Annotated in this window: 11 protein-coding genes; all 11 read right to left on the minus strand. The window is 42.0% G+C overall.

Translation table 11 applies throughout. The features are described 5' to 3' along the window. Nucleotides 1–150 precede the first annotated feature (150 nt). Entirely contained in the window at nucleotides 151–1,476 is a 1,326-nt protein-coding gene (locus tag AC59JO_RS09125; RefSeq protein ID WP_413667780.1) for a TolC family protein, read from the minus strand. Between the two features lie 13 nt (nucleotides 1,477–1,489). Then, nucleotides 1,490–2,167, minus strand: a complete 678-nt coding sequence (locus tag AC59JO_RS09130) for an ABC transporter ATP-binding protein (RefSeq protein ID WP_112569202.1) — start codon at nucleotides 2,165–2,167, stop codon at nucleotides 1,490–1,492. A 404-nt stretch (nucleotides 2,168–2,571) separates the two neighbouring features. Then, complete coding sequence (locus AC59JO_RS09135) at nucleotides 2,572–4,974, minus strand: ABC transporter permease (protein ID WP_497304835.1); 2,403 nt, start codon at nucleotides 4,972–4,974, stop codon at nucleotides 2,572–2,574. A gap of 136 nt (nucleotides 4,975–5,110) precedes the next feature. Next, nucleotides 5,111–7,507, minus strand: coding sequence for an ABC transporter permease (locus tag AC59JO_RS09140; RefSeq protein ID WP_497304837.1), 2,397 nt, complete (start codon nucleotides 7,505–7,507; stop codon nucleotides 5,111–5,113). Nucleotides 7,508–7,607: 100 nt separating this feature from the next. Next, entirely contained in the window at nucleotides 7,608–9,977 is a 2,370-nt protein-coding gene (locus tag AC59JO_RS09145) for an ABC transporter permease (protein ID WP_497304839.1), read from the minus strand. Nucleotides 9,978–10,076: 99 nt separating this feature from the next. Beyond that, entirely contained in the window at nucleotides 10,077–12,455 is a 2,379-nt protein-coding gene (locus tag AC59JO_RS09150) for an ABC transporter permease (RefSeq protein WP_413667776.1), read from the minus strand. Nucleotides 12,456–12,574: 119 nt separating this feature from the next. Then, complete coding sequence (locus tag AC59JO_RS09155; RefSeq protein WP_413667775.1) at nucleotides 12,575–14,962, minus strand: ABC transporter permease; 2,388 nt, start codon at nucleotides 14,960–14,962, stop codon at nucleotides 12,575–12,577. A 124-nt stretch (nucleotides 14,963–15,086) separates the two neighbouring features. After that, entirely contained in the window at nucleotides 15,087–17,447 is a 2,361-nt protein-coding gene (locus tag AC59JO_RS09160; protein ID WP_497304842.1) for an ABC transporter permease, read from the minus strand. Nucleotides 17,448–17,530: 83 nt separating this feature from the next. Then, a complete protein-coding gene (locus tag AC59JO_RS09165) occupies nucleotides 17,531–19,984 on the minus strand; it encodes an ABC transporter permease (protein WP_497304844.1) in 2,454 nt (817 codons plus the stop codon). A gap of 387 nt (nucleotides 19,985–20,371) precedes the next feature. Next, on the minus strand, nucleotides 20,372–22,768 hold the full coding sequence (locus AC59JO_RS09170; RefSeq protein WP_497304846.1) for an ABC transporter permease: 2,397 nt from the start codon (nucleotides 22,766–22,768) through the stop codon (nucleotides 20,372–20,374). Nucleotides 22,769–22,872: 104 nt separating this feature from the next. After that, nucleotides 22,873–25,341 carry an ABC transporter permease gene (locus AC59JO_RS09175; protein ID WP_497304848.1) on the minus strand — a complete coding sequence of 823 codons (2,469 nt, stop codon included), beginning with the start codon at nucleotides 25,339–25,341 and terminating at the stop codon, nucleotides 22,873–22,875. Nucleotides 25,342–25,408 lie beyond the last annotated feature (67 nt).

A 25,408-nucleotide genomic window follows, 5' to 3' on the forward strand; every position in this document is an offset into this window, starting at 1 on the left:
TTATGAAAACAATATTGTTTGCAAAACTGCCGCTAAAATAGAAATATCCGGTTAAACCTAACCGATAAGTTCGGTAAAAGTTCAACCAGATATTTAACTGATAATCTGAGATAAAAGTATAGGCTTTTGTTAATCTTAAAGAATCTGTTGTTACAGCGCTAAATTCCCCTGGTAATAATCAAGTATTTTGGTGCGGATAAAATAGTCATACCGGGCATTGATCAGGTTTGTATTAGCCTGATCGAAATTTGATTTGGCTATCACAAAATCAACCGAAGTAATTGCTCCCGAATTAAATTTAACTTCAGCAATACGGTACGATTCGCCGTAGGCATCCACCTGATCGCGCAGCAAATGATAACGTTCAAGGGCCGACGTCATGTTAATATAGGCCTGATCGATATTTTGTTTTAACTGGATCCGTGTAAAGTCATTATTATATTTTGCGGTTTGCAAGTCGATCCGGGCAAGGGCCACTTTGTTACGGTTTTGAAAATAGTTAAGGATAGGTATGCTTAACCCAACTCCAAAGCCCGAACTGTAATTATTTTTCAACTGCGAATAATATCCTGTATTACCGGTGCTTGAGTAGTTGGTTGCCAATGATCCGAACGCCGAGATAGTAGGCCACAAAGCCCCCTTTGCAGATTTCACTTCTTTTTCGGCACTTTTTAAGCGCAGATCATAGGCTTTAACCAACGCCAGGTCATTAAGCGCTTTGGTATAAATCTCATCGGCCGTTTTATCATAACTGCCGGGTAATTGATCGGCCGATAAACGGGCAAGTTTAATATCCTTGCTAAGCGGCACATTCATGATCTGCAACAGGTTAATCTTTGAAATCCCCATTGCGGCTTTGGTGTTAACAGCTCCAATTTGGCTGGTTGCCAATGTTCCTTTCAAATCATATAACGTAGCAGGTGGCGTGGCACCGTCTTTATTCAATATAACCAGCCTGTCTACCTGTCTCTGCGCCTGTTCAACCTGTATATCTGTTGCCTTCAGCAGGTCCTCGTTGTCGAGCACCTGAAGATAGGCAGTAATCACGTTTAACGTAACAAGATCTTTAGCTTGTTGAAAGTCCATTTTACCGGCCTGGTATGCCAGTGAGTAACGTTTAATATTGTTGATAAGGCTCATGCCATTAAACAATGTCAGGTTACTGTTCAGGTTATACTGGGCATAGGTAATTTGCTGTGTTACATAGTTATAATTTGTAGGGTCCTGGCTACGGCCGTTGCTGATATTGTGGCTCACATTGCCATTAAGCGACGGCAGCAGGTTTTCGCGTGCCTGGTTATAGGCAATTTCCTGTGTCTGCATCTGCAATTCGCTTGTTTTAACACTGAGGTTATTTTTAATTGCAAGATCAATACACTGCTGTAAAGTAAGCACAGAATCTGCCGGGGCCTGGCTGTAAGCCTTTAAGTTTCCAAATACAACAAGACCGAAAAATAGTAATTTATAGTATCGCATTTTATTATTGAGTTCAGAGTTTTCTTGATGAATCGATCCGGCCGTCCAGCAGGTCGATAATGCGCGAACCGTATTCGGCATTTTTTTCGGAGTGGGTAACCTGGATAATAGTTACGCCATCTTCCTTATTCAGCTTGCGGAACAGCTCCATGATCTCCTCTCCTTGTTTTGAATTGAGGTTACCGGTTGGTTCATCAGCTAATAACAATTTGGGTTTAGCGATAAGTGCGCGGGCTATACCCACCAACTGCTGCTGCCCCCCGGATAGCTGTGCAGGAAAAAGATCCTTTTTACCTACGATGCTAAAGCGATCAAGCATATCAGCAACCATAGCCTTACGCTCTGCGCTTTTAAAATCCTGGTAAATAAGCGGAGTTTCAATGTTTTCGTAAACAGTCAATTCGTCAATTAAGTGATAAGCCTGGAAAACGAAACCAATGTATTGCTTATACAAGGCCGAGCGCTGTTTTTCTTTAAGCTGATGCACTGCATGACCTTCAAAATAATGATAACCATCCGATGGTTCGTCGAGCATACCAATGATATTAAGCAACGTTGATTTACCCGAACCTGAAGGGCCCATGATAGAAATAAATTCGCCCTCGTCAACTTCAAGACTGAGATCATTCAGGATGATGTTTCTGTTGCCCCCTACCTGGAAATACTTTGAAATATGCTGCAGTGATAACATTTTTAATTATTGAATTAGTTTGTTAGTAAATAAATGAGTTAAACAATAATACTCATCATTTTGCGATTAACATATCAATAACATACCAAAGTTATATCTAACTAATTATCAACAAATTAAATCATCTTATCAAAACATTACTGTACGCTTATGTAACAAGGTGCGTACGGTTATGATACAGTGGGGTTTAGTGATTAGAGGTTGGTGGTTAGAGATTAGATTAAGTTTGATTTCGGATTGAGATATTGAATTTTACTTCTCCTGAAACAAGTATGTAGTTGGGAGTTAAGGATAGCTTACTCGTACCCGCTGCGAAAATTGACTTAATCAAAAAGGCCGGCTGTAAAAAATATTTTCTTACAGCCGGCCTCCTATGTTTTCAACTAATCTCTAACCACCAACCTCTAATCACTGGACCTCAGACTCTTAACCGGATTAGCAAGTGCAGCTTTAAGAGATTGTACACTAACCGTAATAAAAGCGATAAGTATAGCTACAGCACCTGCAGCTATGAATACCCATATTTGGATACTGATCTTATATGCAAAATCCTGCAGCCAGCGGTGCATGGCGTACCAGGCTATCGGCGAGGCTATGATAACCGATATAATCACCAGTTTCAGAAAATCGCCCGAAACAAGTTTCACTATACTTAAAACGCTTGCTCCCAATACTTTGCGCACTCCGACTTCTTTTACCCTTTGCCTGGTGGAGAATACCGCCAGTCCGAATAGGCCGAGGCAGGAAATAAATACAGTAACAAAAGTAAACGCGGTTAGTATTGAACCGGTGCGTTGCTCGGCTTTGTACATATCATCAAACTCCTGATCAAGAAAGTGATATTCAAAAGGCGTGGCCGGGTTAAAGGCAGCCCATTTTTCTTTTACTGCCGATATGGTTTGGGCAGTATTATTTCCCGAAGTTTTGATAAGGATCTTACCAAAATAATCCTCAGTGAACATTACAATTGGCGTAATTTCCTGATGAAGCGAAGCAAAGTTAAAATTTTGTACAACTCCTCTTACTTCGCCGGTACGTCCGTTAAGGCCAATGTGTTTGCCTACTGCTTCTTCAGCTTTCCAACCCAATGCCTGTGCGGCTTTTTCATTAATGATAAAGCCATAACTGCGCTGATTTTCATCGGTTAAGGTAGAGCGTTGCTCATCGGCATCGGTAAAATCATTGCCTTGAACCAATTTAATACCGAGTGTTTTCAAGAAACTGCGTTCTACCGGCAAAGCAGTTACCGAAAGGTTATAATCACTGTTTTTGCCATCGGCTTTGTTGATGCTATACCCTCCGTGAACATCTACCGGTGAATCATAAGAAGCACTTGCACTTAGTACGCCGGGCAATCGTGTTACCTCGTTATTAAATGATTTAATATCTTTTAATGATTTGCCGCCGATATCTATCACCATTACCTGCGACCTATCGATGCCGATATTCAAATGCTGAATGTACCGCAGTTGGCTGCCGGCTATAACCGTACAAATCATGAAAAACACAGATACCACAAACTGAAATATAACCAACGATCTGCGTAAAGCCCGGCCGCCAGAGGCATTTGTGAGTTTCCCCTTCAAAGTAACAATAGGATTAAAAGCCGACAGATACAATGACGGATAAGTCCCGGCTAAAAATGTCACTGTTATAAACAAACCCAGCAATGCCATGATCAACCACGATGTATTCCAGGTTTGAAACCCTAAATGCTGGCCCGAAAAATCACTAAACCACTTGAAACTTACATCAGCCAAAAACAAGCCCCCTAACAGTGACACAAGGGTGATCATAGCAGATTCGATGATAAACTGTGTAAAAAGTTGCGTACGTGCCGCGCCCATTACCTTTCTTACCCCTATTTCGTGACCGCGTTCTATGGCTTTGGCTGTTACCAGGTTTAAGAAGTTTACACAAGCCAGCAGCAACAAAATAACCGCTACTGCGCCTAAAATGTAAATATATTTGATATTGCCGGATGGCGTTAGCGGGTAGGTAGCTTCCGATTTAAGGTGGACATCAGTTAATAGCTCAAGCGTGAACCATATTTTATGCCCTTGTCTGAAATCATCTTTAAACATCTCAGCTACGTAGATATTCATTTTTTGCTCAACCGAAGCAATGTTACTTCCCGGCTTTAACAGCAGGTATGAATAATCGTTAGCCGAATCCCATCTGCGCGTTTTAGAGTGTTCGGTAATAGCATACGAGCCTACCATGTCAAACTTGATCTGCGAATACTCGGGCACATCCTCTACCACGCCGCTAACCATCATGTTTTGTTTGTTATTAACCTTCAAAACCTTGCCCATAGCATCCTCACTACCAAAGTATTTTTTTGCGGTAGATGCAGTAATCACCACAGCCGACGGGTCTTTAAGTGCGGTTGCAGCGCTACCCCGCAAAAACTTAAAGCTGAAGATTTTGAAAAATGGCTCATCAGCTAACAGGAACCGTTTCTCATTAAATAATTTATTCTGGTATTGTACCGGGTTATTGTACCAGTAAATTCGTACGCCATCCTCAATCTCCTGTAATTGCTGCTTAAATACAGGTACCGGCGCGGTTGGCGTTACCGACGTTGATTTTGCCTCTGCATCATCCGACGACTTGTAATTATAAGCCACACGCACTATGCGACTGGCGTTAACATGAAACCTATCATACCGCAGTTCATTTAATAAATAGGTAGCCAATAATATAAAGCAACCTATTCCAACTGCCAAACCTGCAATACTTATTAATGAAGTAACTTTGTTTATAACCAGGTTACGCCATGCTGTTTTTATATAGTTTTTAATCATTCTTTATATCATTTACCTTGTGTCATTAGGTCATTAGGTCATTTTTTTTGAAAAGTCATTGAACCATTAGGTCATTAAGTCACTTTTTTTTGAACTGTTCAATGACTTAATGATGCGAAGCAAATGATCTAATGACTTATTCGGATCTAAGGCTTTTAACCGGATTAGCCACCGCCGCTTTAATGGCCTGAAAACTCACCGTCGCAAATGCAATGATGAGCGAGGTGAACCCCGCAATACCAAATACCCACCAGCTGATATCAATGCGGTAGGCAAAATCCTGCAGCCATTTACTCATGGCGTAAAAGGCGATTGGCCAGGCTATAACGTTGGCAATCAATACCAGTTTTACAAAATGGCCCGAAAGCAGCATCACTATATTTTGTACCGATGCACCAAGCACTTTGCGCACACCAATTTCTTTAACCCGTTTCTCGGCCGAATACGATGCCAGACCAAACAGTCCCAAACAGGATACAACGATGATCAACCCAGCTAAAATACTCACTACGGTGCTTACCTGGTTGTCAACGCTGTAAACTTCTTTAAAATGATCATCAAGAAACTGGTATTCAAAAGGTATTCCCGGAAATTCTTTCATCCAGGTTGATTGAATAAATGCTACAGCTTCCTTAGCCCTGCCACCGTTGATCTTAACAGACATTTGGTTGAACCCTTTACCATTTACCAAAAACAACGTTTCAATTTTATAATGCAGGGAATTGAAATTGAAATCTTTAGCTATACCGGTGATTACGCCCAGCGAATCAAAACCAAACCTTTGCCCCAATAAGGATTCCATGTTTTTCCCTTTATGATCTTTCAGCAGCTCTTTAGCCAGCGCTTCATTAATGATATACTGCTTCCAGACTGCCGATGTATCGGTAGAAAAGTTTTTACCCATCAGCAGTTTGATCTTATACAGATCAAGGTAATTATTATCAACTACCAGCAAGGTTGATGTAAGCTGGCGCAAAGGCGAATCGCCCAGTTTAAATGAGATCCCGGTTTGATCAAGGTGGCTGCCTAAAATATCCTGTGATGCAGTGACTCCCTGCACCATTGAATTGGAGAGCAGTTCCTGTTTAAACACATCATATTTATTTTGCGGGATCAAGCCTAAAGGAACATTTACAATCTGATCTCGGTTAAAACCGGGATCCTTTTTTTGCATAAACTTAAGCTGTTTGATAACCAGCACGGTTGCAATCATCAAAATCACAGCGCTTGTAAACTGGCCCACAACCAAAATATTTCGCAACGGCACCCTATTACCTCCTACCGATGCTATAGCTCCCTTCAATACCTTAACGGGCTGAAACGACGATAGGAAAAGTGCCGGGTATATGCCCGAAATAATACCAACAAGTACTGTACTTATAAGCACCACTCCTATAAGCATCTTGTTATCGTGCAATGACAAACTGATATCGCGCTGACTTAAACTATTTACAAAAGGGATTGCAATGCTTACCAAAATACAGGCAAAAACCAAAGCTATCAGGGAAAGCAACACCGTTTCGCCAAGAAACTGCATTGCCAATTGAAAACGGCCGGCACCGATAGACTTGCGCACGCCAACTTCTTTAGCCCGCTCTGATGAACGTGCGGTTGAAAGGTTAATAAAATTGATACATGCAATGATCAGAACAATAATGCCAATCACCGTAAATAAGTTAGTGATATGCTTATCAAATTTTTGATAGTTGATATAATCCAACCCTATATCGGCCGAATTAGAATGCACATCCTTAAGGGATAACAAGAAAAGCTCATAACTTTTAGAACCTCCTTTGCCCCTGTATTTTTCAAGATAAGCCGGAAATTTCTTTTCAAGTGCTGCCACGTTGGTGCCGGGAGCCAGTTCAAGATAAGTGTTTAGCCAGTTTCCGCCCCAATTGGTAAACATCCAGGGTTTATAAATACTGCTGAACGAAAACAGGCAATCAAACTGCAATTGTGAATTTTTGGGAACGTTAGCTAATATACCTGTAACCGAATAAGTTATGGTATCCTGCCCGTAATTGGTAACGGTTTTACCTACCGGGTCGTCATTACCAAATATGCGTTTTGCAGCATCTTCGGTTAACAAAACGCTGCGTGGTTTTAACAAAGCAGTTGCCCGGTCACCTCTCAGTAGTTTAAAATCAAACATCTTCAAAAAAACCGAGTCCACAAAGAACACCTGTGGCATGTATACACGTTTAAGTCCGTTGTTGAGCGGAAATTTTTGCTGCCAGCGCACACGGGTAAAGTTTTTTATTTCCGGAAAATCGGCCTTAAGCGTCGGCCCCATCGGAAACATAGATAAGGCAACTTTTTGCGTGGCTCCCATGCCCTCAAACTTTTGCACCTCGTTTAAGCGGTAGATATTTTTGGTGTGCAGGCTATCGAAGCTTTTTTCGTAATACACAAACAGTGTGATTACTATACAAGCTGCCATGCCTACGGCCAATCCAAAAATGTTAATAGCCGAAAAAACCTTGCTTTTCCAGATATTCCGCCAGGCGGTTTTGAAGTAATTTTTTATCATCTCTTTATTTCATTATGTCATTGGGTCATTAAGTCATTTTTGCTTTGCTACTTTATCAATGACTTAATGACGCGGAGCAAATGATTCAATGACCAATCAATTATTCAGAGCGTAAACTTTTAACAGGGTTGGCAATCGCCGCTTTAATAGCCTGGAAACTAATTGTTGCCAGTGTAATCACTATAGCCGCTATCGCTGATAAGATAAACACACCGGGCCCTACGGTTATTCTGTAATCATATTTTTGTAACCAGCCCTGCAAAAAGTAAAATGCCACCGGTGATGCTATTACGCAACTGATAAGTACCAGCAATACAAAATCCTTCGATAGTAAAAACCATAGCTGGCTTACTGTTGCACCTAATACCTTGCGTACTCCAATTTCTTTAGTGCGCTGCTCTGCGATGTATGCCGCTAAGCCAAACAGTCCAAGGCATGAGATAAAAATGGCCAGACCGGCAAATATGCCCGACAGCTTACCTACCAATACTTCCTGACCAAATTTGCGGTTGTAATCATCATCAACAAAGCGATATGTATAAGGATAAGCCGGGCTGTATTTTGAAAACACCTGCCCTATTTTATCAATTGCATCATGAGGGTTTGTCTTTGGCGAAAGGCGGTAAATCATATTCCCATGCGGATCGTTATTGTATAAAAACATAGTTGGGTCGGCCTGTGCAAATGGCGATAGCATCAGCGCGTTTTTTACTACGCCAATTATCTTACATTTCTTACCACCATAAGTTATTACCTGGCTTATCGGGTCACCTTTAAGTCGCAGGCGCTTAATCGCTGCTTCATTAAAAATAATGTTTAATGAATCTGAAATTGCATTGTTAAAATCTCTTCCCGCAAGCATTTTCATACCCACAGTCTTGAAATAATCATTGGCTACAGCTATTACGCCCATTTCAACGGTTTCACCGGCAAATTTCCCTGGCCATTGGTCAATATCGTTGTGCATATCAATATCGGTAACAGCACTTGATGCCGATGAAACGCTTTGCACCATTCCGCTTTGAATCAATTCATTTTTGAAAGCATCAAAGTGTTTACCGAGGTCATCGTTGGCATTTGTCGCCATCAATCTGTTGAGATCGTACCCATTAGGTCTGTTTTTGGCATACTGGATTTGTTTATAGATCACTACCGTACTAATGATCAGCGCAATAGAACAACTAAACTGCATTACCACCAATATTTTACGGGAGTAAGATGCAGAGCGGCCAACCTGGATAGTGCCTTTTAAAACTTTAACCGGATTAAATGAAGAAAGATAAAATGCAGGCCTGCTACCGGCGATTAAGGCAGTAAGCAACATACAGCCAATAGCTACAAGCCAGAAAGTGATATTATTAAAAGGTATGGTGATTGTAGTACCTGTAAGCGCGTTAAACGGGGCAAGCGCAATCTGTACAAAAAGTATCGAGCAAATAAAAGATATAAAGGTGATCAAGGCCGATTCGGTCAGAAACTGAAAGATGAGGTGTTGACGCTGCGAGCCAATAGCCTTGCGGATCCCTACTTCGCGGGCGCGCTTTTCGGAACGCGCCGTTGTTAGGTTGATGAAATTAACGCATGCTATCAATAATACCAGTACACCGATCACACTAAAGATGTGCACATAATCAATAAAGCCAGCACTGGCAACACCATTCTTATAGTCAGAATACAGGTGCCAGTCAAGCATTGGCTGCATGATCACTTCGGAGTTTTTAGCGTTGATGTTATCCTCTCCTTTTTCGATATTCCTGATCTTGGCAGCAAGTTTGGGATAGCTTACACCAGGCTTAAGTTTCACAAAAATCTGAAAACTATTGTTGCCAAAACTGTCATGAGCACCTTTCATGTAGGGCTGTGTCTGCTCCAAAAGGCTAAAAGGTATCACGAACCTGAATTGCATCGACGAGTTTGAGGGAACATCCTGAATTACACCGGTAACCTTCAGATTATACGCGTTATCTATCCGTACAACTTTATTAATCACATTCTCCGTACCGAACAAAGCAATGGCGGTGGCCTTTGTTAAAACAATTGAATAGGCATCCTTCAAAGCTGATGAACGGCTGCCCTGCAACATAGAATAAGAAAAGATTTTCAGAAAATCGCTTCCTGCTTGTAATCCGGTAATCGATAATTTTTTATCACCAACTATCAGGCCATGCGTACCTGTCCAGTCGGTAGGTGCTACAGATTCAATTTCAGGAATGGTGTGTAACACATCGGATAGCTTCAGCGAAGTTGAACTAAACGTAAGTGTTTCGCCATTACTGTTAAAATTACGGCGTACCTGGTATACCCGGTCTGCATCGGGCAAAAACCTGTCATATGAATATTCATTGGCAACCCAAAGTGCTATCATCAGGGCAACAGCCATCCCGGCTGCCAATCCCAAAACATTGATAGCTGTATAAGCCTTGTTATTGGCGATGTTTCGCCAGGCTATTTTGATGTAATTTCTAAGCATATTTTATATCATTAGGTCATTCTAATGGTCATTAAGTCATTTTTGCTTTACGTCTTTGCAATAACTTAATGACGCGAAGCAAAATGACTCAATGACCAACTATTCAGAGCGCAGACTCTTAACCGGGTTGGCCAACGCGGCCATGGTGGCCCTATAACCCACCGTGATCCAGGCTATTATAAGGCTCGATAGTATCGATATAACAAATATTTGCGGGCCGATACTGATCCGGTATTGAAAATCCTTTAAATAATTATGCATTGCCCACCAGGCCAGCGGAGCAGCTATTATAAACGCAATTAACAACAGTATGCTAAACTCCTTACCAAACAACCATAAAATACTGCTGATATTTGCACCCAGTACCTTGCGTACCCCAATCTCTTTAGTTTTACGTACCGCCATAAACGATACCAGGCCATATAAACCAAGACAACCTATGATAATAGCGATACCGGCAAACGCTTCAACAAGCGTTAACAGGATATTATCCATTTCGTAAAAATGAGCTATGGTATCATCCAGAAATTGGTATGAATATAATTCTTCAGGGAAGGTTTCGTTCCAGATCTTATCAATGGCAGCTAAGGTAGCTTTAGCATTGCGCATATCTATTTTTATTGCTACGTTAGAAAGAGACTGATAATTAGGCATTACACAAAGGGGTGAAATTTCAGTATGAAAGGAGTAATTGTAAAAATCCTTCATTACGCCAACAATGGTTCCTTTATAATCCCGACCATTAATAGCCATCTGCTTTCCAAGTACATCCTGCGGTTTGAGGCGCAATTTTTTAACAAAGGTTTCATTCACCAAAAGTTCTTTTACTGAATCGCCCTTGAAAAAATTTCTGCCGGCAACCAGTTTGATGCCGAAAGTAGAAATGTAATTTTCATCAGCTTGTTTGGTATTGATGCTCCAGTGCTCATCCTCGGCGCGGTTATCATATTGAATACCCGTATTGCTATTGGAACGGGCTGCCGGCGCACTATAACAGTAGGTTACATTTTCAACCCCCTTGATTTCGGTTATGCGGTTGCGCATCGTACTCATCTTTATTTTATCGTTTTGAGGAAGCGGCACCAGCACTACGGCATTTTTATTGAACCCAAGATCTGCATTTTGCGAATAATGCAATTGCGATACCACGATGATGGTACCAATGATCAGCACCTGCGAGATGGTAAATTGGGTAACCACCAGTACCCTCCGCAGTGAAAACCCGCCAACATCTTTTTGCGAAAGTTTGCTTTTGAGCGCTTTAATAGGCTGAAACCTTGCCAGCACCAGTCCCGGATATGAGCCGGAAAGAAAAACTACAATAACTGTAATAAAAACTGTAAACAAGCTTAACTGCGGCCAGTTAAAGGCCATGTTTGCGTGAAACAGTTTATTCAATGCAGGCAGGGCGATTTCAGATAAACCAATGGCTACGCCAACGGCTATAACGCTGATAATTGCTGTCTCTGCGATAAACTGCCAGAACAATTGAAAAGGCTGGCTGCCCAGCACCTTACGGATCCCTACCTCTTTTGATCGGTTTAATGCCTGTGCTGTAGCCAGGTTTATAAAGTTAACGGAGGCAGTGATAATCAGAAACACCCCGATAAAGAACAGCGCCCACAAATAGCTTTTATCGGCATAGCCACCCAACTCGCGGTCAAAGTGCATTTCGGCTATAGGTTGTAATTTAAAGCGCCAAACCTGTAAATCACGACCTGTATAGTTTTTCTTTACCAATTGCAGCATAGCCGTTTCAACCTGTGCTTTGGTAACCCCTGGCTTTAACCTGGTAAAGCCCTGACAGCCACTGTAAACGCCTCCCCAGTTATTTTCGCGATCTTTACCTGCATAAGCATCCATGCTTGCATACGAAATAAAGATCTGCTGCTTTTGGTCGGTGTTATTTGGTAAATCCTGCAACACACCTGTTACGGTAACGCTGATATTGTTATCCAGCTTAAAAACTTTGCCTATCGGATTCTCATTACCGAAATATTTTTGGGCCATTTTTTCTGTAATAAGGGCCTCCATCGGGTTAGCAAGAATAGTTTTCCTGTCGCCTTTAAGCAGTGGAAAATTCAGGATATCAAAATACTCCGGCTCAACGAAGGCAACGCCGTTATCCTCACCAAACTTTTTAACTTCGCTTCCTTTAGTAATAGTGATCAGCGTTTTGTTAAAACTAATATATCTTGCTGTTTTTTCGCTAAATGCAAAGTCATTACGATATCCTTTCGCCATTGGTTGCGGTATGGCTCCGGCCCGTTCTACACCCTGGTCATGCCACTCGGTATAGAAACGATAAATCCTGTCTTTATCCTTATGAAAGGTATCAAAGCTCAGGTGGTAGGTAATAAGCGTAAAAATTAATACGCCGCAGGCTATCCCCAAAGCCAAACCAATAACACTGATGGTAGCATAAGCCTTGTTACGCACCAAATTTCGCCACGCAATTTTTATATAGTTTTTGATCATAGTATGATGTTCATTAGTTCACTTGTTCATTAGTTTATTGGGTACCACCCTCGCATATAAGCCATTGTTTATACTTGCCCGCGTTCACTAATGAAACTAATGAACAAGTGAACCAATGACTATTCTGAGCGCAAACTCTTCACCGGATTTGTCAGCGCTGCTTTTATAGCCTGGAAACTTATGGTGATCAGGGTGATAATTATGGCAGCAACTGCCGAAAGCATGAATACTCCCGGACCTATGATTATTCTGTAATCATATTTTTGCAGCCAATCTTTCAAAAAATAAAAGGCCACGGGCGTTGCTATTAAGCAACTTAACATCACCAGTAAAATAAATTCTTTTGACAGCAGCAGCCACACCTGCGCTATTGAAGCACCCAATACTTTGCGGATACCTATCTCTTTAGTACGTTGTTCGGCCACGTAAGCGGCTAACCCAAACAAACCAAGACATGATATGAAAATAGCTAATCCGGCAAACACACCGGCCAGTTTGCCAACTAATGCTTCAAGACTAAACTTGCGGTTATACTCCTCATCAACAAACTGGTAAATGTATGGATATGCAGGGTTGTAGGTATCGAAGATCTTTCCTATCCGTTTAATAGCATCCTGCATATTTACGTTCGGCGCCAGGCGGTACATGATGTTATTGCCGCCGCGTCCATGGTTAAATACAGCCGGCTGCACAGGAGTAAACGGTGATTCCATCAAGGCATCTTTAACCACCCCTATAATGTGGACCCGCCCCATAAAGCTGTAATTTATCACTTTGTTAATCGGATCTTTCAATCCCATGCGTTTTACTGCAGCTTCATTGATGATAACATTGGTTGTATCGGCGGCCCACTCTGCCGAAAAATCCCGGCCTTCCTTCAGGTTCATACCCAATGTTTTAAAATAATTGGGAGATACTGATATCGAACCAACATTTATGCCTGTTTCTCCACCGGCTTTTCCCGGCCAGTTATCGATACCTGTATGACTATAAATATTTGTAATTGGGCTTGATGCTGAAGCAACACTTTCCACCATACCACTTGCCAGCAAATCATTTTTAAGGGCACTGTAGTTTTTTTCAAGATCGCCGCTCATGTCGGTCATCATTAACCGGGCTGAGCTGTAACCGGTAGGCCTGTTTTTAGCATATTGAATTTGTTGATAAACAATGATAGTACTGATAATCAAAGCAACCGAACAGCTAAACTGCATTACCACCAAAACCTTACGCGGCAATGAAGCCGATTTACCAACCTTGATAGTGCCCTTTAATACCTGCACAGGATTAAATGACGATAAGTAAAATGCTGGGCGACTACCTGCCAATAAACCAGTAAACAGCACATAGGCTATCATCACAGCCCAAAACAAAATATTAGTATACGGGATGCTGATAGCACTGCCCACAATTGCATTAAACGACGGAATGGCCAGCTGTACCATCACTATCGACAACAAAAATGAAATGAAAGTGATCATTACAGATTCGGCCAGGAACTGGGCTATCAGATCGCTTCGTTGGGATCCGATGGCTTTGCGTACGCCTACCTCACGGGCTCGCTTTTCAGACCGGGCAGTGGAAAGGTTCATGAAATTGATGCAGGCAATGAGCAACACCAAAATACCTATCACACTGAACATGCGCACATAATCAATAAAACCGCCTACAGCCTTCCCATTTTTGAAGTCATTATACAGGTGCCATTTTTTTAAGGGGTGGATGATCACTTCAGGCTTACCCGGGCGCATTTGTTCACTATGATCATATACGACGTTTTTAATTTTAGGCGCTATCTGCTCCATAGTTACGCCTGGCTGCAGCTCCAGGTACATGTTGAACGAGTTGTTTGTCCACATGGTGCGGGCACCTTTCATCCAGCCTTCGGTTGCTTCTTTAAAGCTGAAAGGTGTTAAAAAACTAAACTGCAGTGTGGCGTTTTTGGGAATATCTTTTATAATGCCGGTTACCTTTAAGTTCTGGCTGTTATCGTAACGCACTACTTTATTGATCGGGTCGGCATCACCAAAAAGGGCTATCGCGGTCGATTCGTTCAGGATGATAGAATTTGGTTGGCTAAACACATCTTTGGCGTTGCCCTTTACAAAGGTATATTTAAAGATCTGTAAAAAATCGGGGTTGGCTGCGCCCCCGGCAACATAAAGCTTTTTATCACCCACCAGCAAATCATGCCATTGCATCCCTATCCAATCGGTTTCGGCAACCCGTTTTATCCCGGGGATCTCTTTACGCAACACTTCAGCCAATGGTAATGAAACCGCAGTTTGTGTATGCTCGCCATCATGCTGGGTAGTAAAATGCTGCTCAACCTGGTACAGCTGCTCATAATTGGGCAAAAACCTGTCGTATGAGTACTCGTTAGCTACCCAAAGGCCAATCATCAACGCAACCGCCATCCCCGCGGCAAGCCCCAGTATATTAATTGCGCTGTAAACCTTATTGTTAAGGATATTGCGCCAGGCGATTGTTATATAATTCCTCAGCATCTCTTATATCATTAGGTCATTTATAATATGTCATTTGCTTTGCGTCATTTGATCATTAAGTCATTCTTTGCTTTACGCCGTATCAATGACTTAATGACGCAAAGCAAATGATTCAATGACTAACTTATTCCGAACGGAGGCTTTTTACCGGGTTACTCAGCGCGGCGTTAACAGCCTGAAAACTTACAGTAGCCAGCGCTATAAAAATCGCGGCTATCCCGGCAACGGCAAATACCCACCATTGTACAGTTACCCGGTATTGGTAACTTTGCAGCCAGTTATTGGTAGCGTACCATGCAACCGGAAAGGCTATCAGGCAGGAAACTGCAACCAGTTTTAAAAAATCACGCGATAGCAGGCCGGTTAAACCCGCCACAGATGCCCCAAGCACTTTGCGGATACCTATTTCCTTAATTCTTCTTTCGGCGGTGTAAGCAGCTAAACCAAATAAGCCCAGGCAGGATATTACAATAGCCAACGATGCAAACACGCCAGCCAGCTTACCCGTAAGGGCTTCTGTTTTAAATAGATCATCAAAATCACTATCAACAAACTTGTATTCGAAAGGATAACCCGGGTTGGCACGTTTATAAACTTCGCCGGCTTTTGCAAGGGCAGCGGTTAAATTGACGCCCTGTTTAAAGCGGATAGTTAAGATGTTATTGTTTTGCGGGCGGTTAAACAACATCAGCGGTGCGCCAGAAACATACATATCATTATAAAGGAAATCTTTAATAATCCCGGCTATTTGGTAAGGCTTACTGCCACCATCCCTGATAATACCACCCACATGACCGGCCTTACCCATTTGTTTGGCAAAGGCTTCGTTAATGATCACGTTGCTACTATCAAGCGTGGCATTGGCATAAAAATCCCTGCCTGCAAGCAGCTTCATATTCATGGTTGATACAAACTGGGGGCTTACACTTTCAATAGTGATCAGCGGATTTTTTGATGCGACCTTACCATCCCATGAAAAATTATCGGTATTACTCCAGATCTGCAAAATAGGATATTCGCTTAATGACGCATCGGCTACAACACCGGTTTGCTTCAGCTCATTATTTATCGCGGTAAAATGGTCGGTTATTTTGCCTTTGGTATCAATGTAAACAAGGTTGTCTTTTTCATAACCCAGTTCCCTGTTTTTTACGTGCTGAATTTGTTGATATATGATTACTGTACCGATGATAAGTATAATCGATACCGAAAACTGGATCACCACCAAACTTTGCCTGATGAAACCTGCGCCCGCCGCCGATGGTAATTTGATATTTTTTAATACCGCAATAGGGTTAAACGATGACAGGTAAAACGCGGGATAGCTGCCAGCCAGTAAACCGGTAACAAAACCTATCGACAGTAGATAAGTTAAATGCAGGGGCTGCAATAAATCTATATTAAGTTCCTTTTGAACCATGTTATTGAACGATGGCAGCGCAGCGTAAACTAAAAGCACCGCTATAATAACGGCAATGAATGCCATGATCAAAGCCTCACCTATAAACTGGGCTACAAGCTTACCCCTACCGGCGCCCATTACTTTACGAACGCCAACCTCTTTGGCCCGTTTTTCGGAACGGGCCGTTGAGAGGTTCATGAAATTAATACAGGCTATGATAAGAATGATAAAGGCAATCGCCGAAAACAGGCGAACATATTCAATCCTTCCGCCATCCATTTTACCATCGGTAAATTTATCGCGCAGGTTCCAGTCGTTCATCGCGAAAAGGAATGACACTGTTTTATTACCGTTTTTCTTAGTACCGATGTAGTTAGCAAGCTTTTTGTTAACGGAATTAACATCTGCCGATGGTTCCAGCTCCACATAAGTTCGGGCCCAGTTAGCTCCCCAGTCCTGCATCCATGGCTGCATATGATCGATATTTTTCAGGGGTGCGAACCATTGCATCTGGAAGGTAGAGTTTTTAGGAAGATCTGTAAACACCCCAGTAACCGTAAAATCCTGCTCATTGTTCATCTTCAAAGCCTTGCCCACCGGGTTGGCTTCACCAAAAAACTTTTTAGCCATGGTAGTGCTGATCACTACCGAATGCAGTTCGTGAAAAACATTTGCTTCATCGCCCTGTACAAATGAGAGTTTCAGCATCGGGAAGATCTCCGCGTCGGTATAGGAACCATTTTCGTTGATTGCTTTATCACCGAGCGCAAATACAATATTATCAGAACCTGCCATACGGGCAGCATTTTTTACGCCCGGAATATCGGCCTTAAGCGACGCAGCCATTGGCCCCGGAGTGGCCCTAAATGTAGATGTTTTACCATCATAGGTTTGATTTTCACGAACCGTGTACAGATTATCCCGCTTCACAAAATTATGATTAAAAGTAAGCTCGTCCTGCACCCATAAAAATATCATAGATGCACAAGCTACTCCAATGGCCAAACCGGCTATATTCAAAAAGCTGTAAGCCCGGTTTTTCATCAGGCCACGCACAGTGGTTTTAATGTAATTTCCTACCATGGTTAGTTGTTCATTGGTTCACTTGTTCATTAGTTTATTGGTACTTGTATAGCACGTTAACTGTAAACTGCCACTGCCAGCTGCTACTCACTTCTCAGGCTTTTAACCGGGTTAACAAGCGCAGCTTTAACAGCCTTATACCCTACTGTTACCCATGCTATTATCAGTGATGATATTATTGCCAGTAAAAAGATCCATGCGCTCATTGAAATGCGGTATACAAAGTTTTGCAGCCAGCCGTTCATGATGTACCAAGCAGCAGGCATCGCTATCAGGAACGAGATACCGATAAGTACCATAAACTCTTTTGAAAACAGGAATACGATGCTGCCTACAGACGCTCCTAACACCTTGCGAATGCCAACCTCTTTGGTGCGCTGAACTGCCATGAATGATACCAGGCCGTATAAACCAAGGCACGATATAAATATGGCTATCCCTGCAAAAACCTTGTATACTAATGCCATTTTATTTTCCTGTTCGTAAAATTTGGCAATATTATCATCCAGGAAATAACCGTTGTAAGCATATTCGGGATAAGTATCCTCCCACAATTTTTGTAGTTGGGATACGGTTTTGTTTAAATCGGAGGTTTGGATTTTGATACCTATCTGGCCTTCAAATTTCTTAGCCGGTGATATTACTATCGGCTTAATGGCCTCGCGAAGAGAGTTGGTTTTAAAATCTTTAACTACCCCTACTATCGGCAGCCATTTGCCGCCGCCTAAACGTAAGGTTTTACCAATGGCGTCATTAGCATTTTGGATGCCCAATTTATGGATGAAGGTTTCGTTAACTACATATTGTCTTGCAGTGTCGCTTACATCATATTCTTTGCCGGCGGCAAACTTTAACCCATAAGTTTTAAAGTAATCAACATCTCCAAATTTGAGATAGGTATTAAAACCAACATCTTTGGTTGAGTTGTTAAAATCAAAATTTGTGCCCCAATTGTTTTCTGACGATGGCACATCCGAAGAAAAGCTAATGGCTTTAACATTTGGGTTTTGCAAAACTTGCAGCTTAAATGATTCCATTTTATGAAGGCTCAAGCTATCTGTGTAACCCGGAATGATCAGTAAAGCGTTTTTATTAAAACCAAGATCGGCCTTGTTAACATAGTCCATTTGGTTTACGGCCACTATGGTGCCGATTATAAGCAATTGTGATATGGCAAACTGAGCGATAACAAGCGCACGACGAAGCGGGATTCCTCCGATTGACGCGGCTGTGATTTTATTTTTAAGTGCAAGCACCGGTTTAAAACCCGACACTACCAATGCCGGATAAATACCCGATAATAAAACTATGGTGATTGTACTTGCTACTAAAAACAACAAGCTGCCTGTGGTAAACAAGCTGATAGTATCAGGCACATTAGCAATGTTTTTCAATTGAGGCATGGCCAGCCGGGCGACTGCCAAAGCAATTAAAGCCGATGCAATAACAATGATTGTCGTTTCGCCAATTACCTGGAAAATCAGTTGCGGGCGGGTGCTGCCCAACACCTTACGGATCCCTACTTCTTTTGACCGCCCAACGGATTGCGCCGTTGACAGGTTGATAAAGTTAATGGACGCCATAATAATGATCAGCAATGCAATGAATGACAAAGTGCGCAAGGTAGCCCTGCTGGTACTATGATCACCCAGGGGATTACCTATTTGCGTATCAAAATGCATATCGGCAAGTGGCTGTGGCAGCAGCGTAGTTTGTGCTGATCCTTTTTTAAAATGTTTGGTTGAAAATGCTTTTAACTGGGCGTCGATACTGCTTTTTGACATGCTGGCCGGGAACAGCATAAACACCTCATGGCTGCTGCTGGTTGATCCCCATTCGGCGCTGTAATTGTAATCTTTAGGGTGCTGTTTCCAGGTATCAAATGATACCATTACTTTAAACGGAAAGTCGCTGTTAACCGGGGCGTCTTCTACAATTCCGGAAACTTTCAGCGTTAAAACATTATCCATTTTAAGGATCTTGCCTACTGCATTTGTCCAGTCGCCAAAATATTTAATGGCCGAGCTTTTATCCAGCACAACCATGTCTGGGCTGGCCAGCACCGACGGGCTTCCTGCCAGCCATTTATAGCTAAAAATATCAAAAAACTGGGGTTGGATAAACAGTACGCCAATATTTTCGGTAAATTTCTTATCGCCAATATTGCTTCCGGCAGCCTGTGGAACGGTGATTTGACTACCATAGCTACTGTTCAAAGCTGCCACTTTAGCCTGCGGGATATCCAGCCTTAAAGCGTCAGTAGCGGGAACGGCAATACCGGGATTGGTAGTGGTTTCCGACTCGTGCTTTTCCTGGGTAACTATACGGTAGATGCTTTTATAATTGGGATTGAAAGTATCAAAGCTAAGTTCGAACTGAATAATCACAAAAATGAGCAGGCAGGCAGCCAGGCCAACAGTTAAACCCGCAACGTTTATGGCAGAATAGCCCCTATGACGCACGATATTGCGCCAGGCTATCTTGAAGTAATTTTTAAGCATACCGTACAGCAATTTTTTGATTACAATGTAAAACATATACCAAAATCAAAATCAACTGAATATCAAATACTTAAGACAAATAAAAATCACCAACTGTTCGTAAGCGTAACACCTTGTGTACGATATTGATACAGTGGTTTTGATTTCGGATTTCGGGCGTTCGATTTCCGATTTAGCAGTATTCCTTGAGCCCCGTTTACTGGTGCCTGGTGCAGGTATTGTGTGTTTGCCGGAGCGGGGCTTACTTGTGCCTTTTCAATACTTTATACGATAATACTCAAAACGCTTTAAATGAATAGTTAAAAAGTGTCAAAGGGGAAAGCTGAAAGCTTAAGGCTTTTTACGAAAAGAGCCAAATGATGTTTAACCTCATTTAGCTCACCCTTATCTTGCTTTTGCTTTAAGCCTTCGGCTTTCAGCTCCCTACTCGCTCCTTAAACTATTCACCGGATTAGCCAAAGCGGCTTTAATAGACTGGATACTAACTGTTAGCAGCGCAATAAGCAACGCAATACAAGCAGCGGCGGCGAATATCCACCAGGAAATATCAACGCGATAAGCAAAATCCTGCAACCATTTATTCATCATATACCATGCAACCGGGAAAGCGAATAAGTTGGCAACTATTACCGTTTTCAGAAAATCTGTCGATAATAATCCTATAATATTTTGAACACTGGCACCAAGTACCTTGCGGATCCCGATCTCCTTTACCCGCTGTTCAGCGGCAAAAGCGGCCAGGCCAAGCAAGCCCATTGCTGATATTAAAATGGCTATCACTGCAAATACGGCTATCAGGCTTGACGAACGTTGTTCGGCATGATAAAGTTTATTGTAGCCTTCATCTAAAAAGTTATAGTCAAACGGCTGGTCGGGTACAAATTGATCCCATACTTTTTGAGCCGCCTTGATAGCAGCAGAAGTATTGCCAGTTGAGGTTTTAATATAGAAACCTCCGGCCCAATCGGTATGATTGTTAATTACCATCGGCCCAATCTTTTCATGCAGGCTCCTGAAATTAAAATCTTTCACAACCCCTGCCACTATTCCCGAATCGCCATTAAATTTAAAACGCTGACCGATAACCGGACTGTGAACTCCAAGTTCCTTTACAGCGGTTTCGTTTAAGATCACGTTATGTTGATCGGCTTTGGCTTTGCTAAACCAGTGGCCATCTTTCATTTTCAAGCTCAACAGCTGTTGAAAATTCTCGTCGGCAGATAGCGTGGCTACAGATGGATTGTAGTCTTTTGCCCTGCCATCCCAATCCATTGACCCGGAAGTTTTGCTGCCGTTATCGTAAAAATCATTACTGCCCGACTGTGCTACCGCGCTTATAGCGCTTTGTTCTCTTAATTCGTTAGCTACGCTGTTCAGCATTAAAATTCTCTTTTTGTCGTCAAAGCCCATCACACTCCATGGAATGTTAAATGCAAATACATGCTCACGGTTATAGCCCAAATCAGCTTTCTGCATAAAATTAAGCTGGCGATAGATAACCATGGTACAGATGATCAGCATTACGGAAATACCAAACTGCAGCACTACCAATACTTTACGAATGCTGCCGTCCTTAATGTTTAGCGCGTTGCGGCCTTTAAAAACACTTAGCGGTTTAAACGATGACAACAAAATAGCTGGGTAAAGACCGTTAAACACAAAGCTTACCATTAACGTGCCGAGTAATATAAGCCAGGTTGCTGCCGAGGTCAATGGCTGAACGAAATGCCTTTCGGTTATGCTGTTAAACCATGGTATACACAACTGGATACAAATAATAGAGAAAACTAACGCCAGTGCACTTACCACCAACGATTCGGACATAAACTGACCAAATAACTGAAGTCGGCCAGCTCCTACTATTTTGCGTACGCTTACCTCTTTTGCACGCACATTGGCCCGTGCTGTAGTAAGATTTACATAATTAATACAGGCCGTGGATAAAAGCAATATCGCTAACACCACAAATATATTTACCAGCTTACCGTTGCCATGTTCAAACGAAGAGCTTTGCAAATCGCTTTCAAAATGCATATCCTTCAATTTTACCACACTTATTGTTGTATTTTCGCTGTCCTTATTGTTTTTCCGCACTATATCGGTAAGCTTCTTTGCCGCTTCGTCGGTTTTTATGCCGGGCTGTAGTTTAAGAAAGGTAAGTCCGTTGTAATTTCCCCATTGCATGGCCTGCTGTTTTTCATGCGGGCTGCTCAGCTTAGCAGCAACAGGGATTAATATATCGTACTGGAAACTTGAATTGGCCGGGTTATCCTTAACAACTGCCTGCACCTGGTAATTTGCGCTATCAATTCTAAGCACCTTGCCTACAGGTTCGGCGCTACCAAAATATTTTTTGGCTGTTGATTGGGTAAGTATTAAACTAAACGGATTTTTTGAAAAACTTTCGGCGCTACCACCAACAAAATCATAGTGAAAAAAATCGAACCAATTAGCGTCCACATAGGCATATTTCTTTTCGGAGACCAGTTGCCCATTATTGTGGATAGTTATCATATATCCGGGCCACAGAAAAGTATAGCCCTGAATACCGGGAATCTCCTTTTTAGCAACACTACCCAACAAATAGGGCGACGACTCCCAAAGCCAGGTCTCATTTTTTGTAATGGAAAGCTTTACTTTTACCCGGTAAATGTTATCCGGGTCCTTATGGTAATTGTCAAAGCTAAATTCGTTTTGCACCCACAGCATAATAAATACGGCCGCGGTAATACCAATGGCAAGCCCGGCAATATTGATGACACTGATAATACGGTGCTTACCTAAATTACGGAAAGCTACTTTAAAATAATTCCTGAGCATATTAATTAGTCATTGAGTCATTATTACATAGTCATTAAGTCATTTTGCTCTTCTCAATCATAAATAAATGACCTAACGAGCGAAGCCAATGACTTAATGACCAATTATTCGGAGCGCAAACTCTTTGTTGGATTAGCTAACGCCGCCTTGACGGTTTGAAAACTTGAGGTGATCAATGCGGTCAATAACATTCCGCCGCCGCTTACTACAAATATCCACCAGCTTATGGTTGTGCGGTCGGCAAAGGTTTCCATCCATTTGTTCATGGCATACCAGGCCAGTGGCGTTACCAATACAAAAGCCAGTACAATAAGCATGACCAGCTCGGTTGAAAGCAGGGTGACTATCTGCGTTACGGTAGCACCAAGCACTTTACGCACGCCAATCTCTTTGGTACGCTGGTTAGTGTTATAAATTGCTAAGCCTAATAAGCCGAGACAACTGATAAATATAGATAAACCGGTAGCCCAGGCTAACAGCGTTGATGTATGCTGCTCAGAATCATAAAATTTAGCAATGCTTTCGTCAAAAAAACTATATTCAAAATCATCCTCAGGATAAATTTCCTTCCACGCTACTTCCATCGATGCGATAGCTTTTTTCCATTCATTACCTCCGGCAGTTTGCGGTTTAAGCGCGATATGGAAGGTACCATTGTTATAGTAACTATTGCTGATGTGAATGCAGGTAGGTTTAATTGGCGAATGCAATGATTCGGAATAAAAATCGGCCACTACGCCTATGATCTGCATTCTTTTATCGCCATTAAACTTATCAATATACTTACCTACAGCGTCTGCCGGTTTTTTAAACCCAATCAGTTTTGCATAAGTATTATTGATCAAAAATGCCCTGGTGCTGTCGGCGTATTGTATATTACGCCCGGCCAAAAGTTTAAGCTTATACACATTGATATAATTAGGATCACCATATTTTTCATATAACTCAATTTTGATTTCCTTTTTGCCGTCTATGTAAGTAGCTTCTGTTGAGTTGGTGCTGGTTGACGATGGTGCGGCCTTACCTGCACTTACCAGCTCAACCTGTGGTATTGCCTTCAGCTTGTTCATGAATACCTGGTTCTTACTTAGCGTGCGGTTTTTCCAGGGAGAGTTTACGATCAGGATGGCATCCTTTTTAAAACCCAGGTCTTTTGTAAGCGCATAATGAATCTGTTTGCTTACCAGCACGGTAGCCATGATAAAAAACTGGGCAATAACAAACTGTGTTACAGTTAATGATTTACGCAGCCAGGCATTACGCGTTTTACCGGTGTTTGATGAGGCCTGATTTTTAAGCACTAAAACAGGTTTGTAACCCGATAACAAAGCTGCGGGGTAAAAGCCCGACAATAAGCTTACCACTATTATCAATAAAAACAGGAACACAAAAAGATGAGGCTGATGCAGCAGATCAAGCTTAATACCTGTGGCTATAAAATCTTTAAACAGTTTTAATATAGCGGGCGCCAATGCCACCGAGATAATGACAGCCAAAAGGGTTATGATGAATGTTTCGCTTAAAAACTGGGTGATCAGCTGGGCACGACTGCTTCCCATTGTTTTACGTACACCGATTTCCCTGGCCCGCTGGGTAGCTTGCGCCGTGGTTAAATTGACAAAATTGATACAACCTAATAATAACAGGAACGCAGCGATAATCAGTAAACCGTAAAGTGTTGTTTTATTAGCCGGATTACCGGAATCAAACGTTCCGTATATGCTATTAAAATGCAGATCGCTCAAAGGCTGCAAGGCAAAATTACGTGTATTACCCTTATTTTCGGGTTTTGGCGGATCATTCTTTTTAAGGATAATATTTAGTTGCTTTTCAAAATTGGCTACAGTGGTGTTGGGAGCTAACTTAACAAAAAGTATAGATGAGGAAGTGGTTCCCCCCCAGTTGGTAACGTTCAACTCATCAGCGAGCGCTTTATTATTCTTAGCGGTTGAATAGGAGATAAAATCGTGAAAAGTAAAATCGTTGTTGCCCTTTAATGGTTCAACAATACCGGTAACGGCTGCGCTAAGGGTATCATAAGTGATTACCCGGCCTATCATCTGACTGTATGAAAGTTGAGGGAAATATTTTTTTGCCTGATCAGAAGTGAGCACTGTTTGATTGGGAGCATTCAAAGCGGTTTTAGCTGAGCCTGCAAGCCAATTGTATTTAAACATGTTAAAATACCGGCCATCCGCAAGGATCACATTATCCTGTAATTTAAACTTAACAGGAGTGCCCCCTTTTCCGGGGATAAACACATTGGGTTGATTCAAACAGAAGAATGGTGCAGTAAGTTCCACCCCACTCACACCGTTTCTTACCGCTTCGGGCACTGGGCCTGAAACACCGCGGTTATGCGCTTCTTCGCCCGAAAAGGTATAGTTTGAAACTACCCTGTAAATCCGGTCGCCATTATCAAAATTTTGATTAAACGTAAAATCAAAATGTACAATCAGGTAAATCACCAGTGCCGAACTGATGCCGATAGATAAACCGATAATATTGATGAAGGTAAAAAATTTGTGCCTCCAAAAATTACGTAACGCGATTTTAAAATAGTTTTTAAACATCTTTATTGGTCATTAGATCATTGGATCATTAAGTCATTTCTTTCATTGAATCATTATATCAATAAGC

It is taken from the genome of Mucilaginibacter sp. A5337 (assembly GCF_059690695.1).

Excerpts from the sequence above, each read along its gene's own strand:
- AC59JO_RS09145 (WP_497304839.1), bottom strand. The coding sequence starts at position 9,977 with ATGCTTAGAAATTACATCAAAATAGCCTGGCGAAACATCGCCAATAAC.
- AC59JO_RS09135 (WP_497304835.1), bottom strand. The coding sequence starts at position 4,974 with ATGATTAAAAACTATATAAAAACAGCATGGCGTAACCTGGTTATAAAC.
- AC59JO_RS09125 (WP_413667780.1), bottom strand. The coding sequence starts at position 1,476 with ATGCGATACTATAAATTACTATTTTTCGGTCTTGTTGTATTTGGAAAC.
- AC59JO_RS09150 (WP_413667776.1), bottom strand. The coding sequence starts at position 12,455 with ATGATCAAAAACTATATAAAAATTGCGTGGCGAAATTTGGTGCGTAAC.
- AC59JO_RS09170 (WP_497304846.1), bottom strand. The coding sequence starts at position 22,768 with ATGCTCAGGAATTATTTTAAAGTAGCTTTCCGTAATTTAGGTAAGCAC.
- AC59JO_RS09165 (WP_497304844.1), bottom strand. The coding sequence starts at position 19,984 with ATGTTTTACATTGTAATCAAAAAATTGCTGTACGGTATGCTTAAAAAT.
- AC59JO_RS09160 (WP_497304842.1), bottom strand. The coding sequence starts at position 17,447 with ATGGTAGGAAATTACATTAAAACCACTGTGCGTGGCCTGATGAAAAAC.
- AC59JO_RS09130 (WP_112569202.1), bottom strand. The coding sequence starts at position 2,167 with ATGTTATCACTGCAGCATATTTCAAAGTATTTCCAGGTAGGGGGCAAC.
- AC59JO_RS09155 (WP_413667775.1), bottom strand. The coding sequence starts at position 14,962 with ATGCTGAGGAATTATATAACAATCGCCTGGCGCAATATCCTTAACAAT.
- AC59JO_RS09175 (WP_497304848.1), bottom strand. The coding sequence starts at position 25,341 with ATGTTTAAAAACTATTTTAAAATCGCGTTACGTAATTTTTGGAGGCAC.
- AC59JO_RS09140 (WP_497304837.1), bottom strand. The coding sequence starts at position 7,507 with ATGATAAAAAATTACTTCAAAACCGCCTGGCGGAATATCTGGAAAAGC.